Origin of the sequence: Brevundimonas sp. (genome assembly GCF_032107865.1) — a bacterium.
In the GTDB taxonomy this organism is placed as follows: Bacteria; Pseudomonadota; Alphaproteobacteria; order Caulobacterales; family Caulobacteraceae; genus Brevundimonas.
In genome coordinates this window covers 368-1,753 of the sequence record NZ_DAMCNG010000344.1, presented here as the reverse complement: position 1 = coordinate 1,753, position 1,386 = coordinate 368, and the positions used below count along the sequence as shown (strand labels likewise).

The following is a 1,386-nucleotide window of genomic DNA, read 5'->3' as shown; positions in this document are numbered from 1 at the left end:
CCCGCCGTCTGGACCCCGCGCATGGGGGCCGATGAGCGGGCGCGGCTGCTCAGGGGCTGGCGCGGCGCGGTCAGGGCCGCCATCATCGCCGCCCAGCCGGAGGAGGGGGAATGACCGAGGCCATGGACGCTCAGACATTGGACGCTCAGGCGGCTTTTTCGGGCACGCGCGAGGTGGACGACCGTCATCGGCTGGACGAGGCGACGCTGGACGTTTGGCTGGCGGCGAACGTCGAGGGCTATGCCGGGCCGCTGACCATTCGCCAGTTCAAGGGCGGCCAGTCCAACCCGACCTATGAGCTGACCACGCCGGATCGGACCTATGTGCTGCGCCGCAAGCCGCCGGGCGTGCTGCTGGCCAGCGCCCACGCCGTGGACCGCGAGTTCGCGGTGATCTCGGCCCTGCACGCCCAGGGTTTTCCGGTCGCGCGGCCCTATGCTCTGTGCACGGACGATGGCGTCATCGGCTCCATCTTCTACGTCATGGAGAAGGTCGAGGGCCGCATCTTCTGGGATCTGAAGCTGCCGGGCCTGACCCCGCCGGAGCGCCGCGACGTCTATGACGCCCAGGTTGATACGCTGGCGGCGCTGCATCGGCTGGAGCCCGACGCCGTCGGCCTGGCGGACTACGGCAAGGCGGGGAATTATTTCGCGCGCCAGGTGGGGCGCTGGAGCAAGCAGTATCGCGCCTCCGAGATCGAACCGATCGCGGCCATGGACCGGCTGATCGCCTTCCTGCCCGAGAGCCTGCCGCCGGAGGGGCCGACGCGGATCGTGCACGGGGACTTCCGCCTCGACAACCTGATCCTCGATCCGGCCGAAGCGAAGGTGCGGGCGGTGCTGGATTGGGAACTGTCGACCCTGGGCGACCCGATGGCCGACTTCTCCTATCTGCTGATCGCCTGGGTGATCCCGGCGTCCCTGCGCAACGGCCTGGCGGGGGCGGACCTGGAGGCGCTGGGGATTCCTTCGGTGGAGGAGACGGTCGAACGCTATGCGCAGAAGACCGGGACGGCGGCGCCGACGAACCTGGACTGGCTGTTCGCCTACAACCTGTTCCGGCTGGCGGCCATCTGTCAGGGCATCGCCGGACGGGTGCGCGACGGGACCGCCGCCAGCGACCATGCGCGGGCCATGGCGGCCCAGGTCGGCCCGCTTTCGGACGCCGCCTGGAGCTTTGCGCGCAAGGCGGGCGCCTAGCGGAGCTGTACGGAAACAGTTTTTGTTACGGATCGATTTGTGAAACGCTCTCGGAAGGCCTACCTTCCCATCAGGAGCAAGAACCCTGATGTCTGACAGCCAACGTTTTCCCGTCGCCGCCCACGCCCTGGCCTATCTGGCTCACAAGGGCGCCTATGCGGCGACCGAGGCCGAGCCGAGCGCCGTC

The 1,386-nt window shown here is 68.8% G+C and carries 1 protein-coding gene and 1 pseudogene; both read left to right on the top strand.

Features of this window, described 5'->3' with window-relative positions:
- The first annotated feature begins 110 nt into the window (after positions 1 to 110).
- On the top strand, positions 111 to 1,199 hold the full coding sequence (locus RT567_RS16490; protein ID WP_313577278.1) for a phosphotransferase family protein: 1,089 nt from the start codon (positions 111 to 113) through the stop codon (positions 1,197 to 1,199).
- A gap of 88 nt (positions 1,200 to 1,287) precedes the next feature.
- Positions 1,288 to 1,386, top strand: a pseudogene (locus RT567_RS16485) (Rrf2 family transcriptional regulator); the annotation flags it as partial.

Bases quoted from the DNA above. Each gene is read 5' to 3' on its own strand.
- RT567_RS16490 (WP_313577278.1), top strand. From the start codon at position 111: ATGACCGAGGCCATGGACGCTCAGACATTGGACGCTCAGGCGGCTTTT.